1 protein-coding gene is annotated in these 765 nt (G+C 40.1%); it reads right to left on the reverse strand.

Translation table 11 applies throughout. The features are described 5' to 3' along the window. Positions 1–765: transposase (locus tag GEZ89_RS09490; protein WP_153225814.1), on the reverse strand; the 765-nt coding region annotated here is incomplete at both ends.

The following is a 765-nucleotide window of genomic DNA, read 5'->3' on the forward strand; positions in this document are numbered from 1 at the left end:
CTACTTTTTGATGATTTTGGCTTTGGGTACAAACGGATAATAAAGGACAGGCAACACATACTTTGGGATTACTCTTATACTCACGGTAGCCTTCTCGAGTGGTAGTGCGATAGCTTAATACTTGATTTTCTGGACAGACATAACAATCATCACTTGCATCATAAACAAAATTACTAGGCCTTAAGTTCCCCTTTACTCCCTTTGGACGAGTATAAGGGAAGACAGGGATGATGTTACGTTCTAATAAATAATGGGCAATAGTTGGGGTCTTGTAGCCTGAATCCGCAATAATATAGCGTGGAGAGAAAGGTTCTAACTTTGAAAATAGGGCAGGGAAAGCCTGACTGTCATGAACATTTCCTGCTTCAACCGTATAAGCTAAGGCCCAACCATGCTTATCGCAAGCAACTTGAGCAGAATAGGCAAATACTTCCTTGTGTTCGCCCTTATGGAACCAACCACACTCGGGATCTGTCGTTGAGATTTTCTTTTCTTTAGCCTCACTTTCTTTTGCGGGCTTTAAGGACTTTTTTGCGTGTTTTTTCCGATCTAAATCAATCTCAACTGCCAATTGTTCACTCATAAATTTAGCTTGTTGGTTCACCATTTCCTTACGATACTTGTGACTATTAGCTGCCGCTTTGATATGGGTACCATCCACAAATATTTCAGAAGGATCAATTAAGCCAGCATACAAAGCTTGGTTGAGAACTTGGGAAAAAATCTCAGAAATGAGTTCTTTATCTTGAAAACGACGGCTGTAAT

The organism is Streptococcus mitis, assembly GCF_009496285.1.
In the GTDB taxonomy this organism is placed as follows: Bacteria; Bacillota; Bacilli; order Lactobacillales; family Streptococcaceae; genus Streptococcus; species Streptococcus mitis_BP.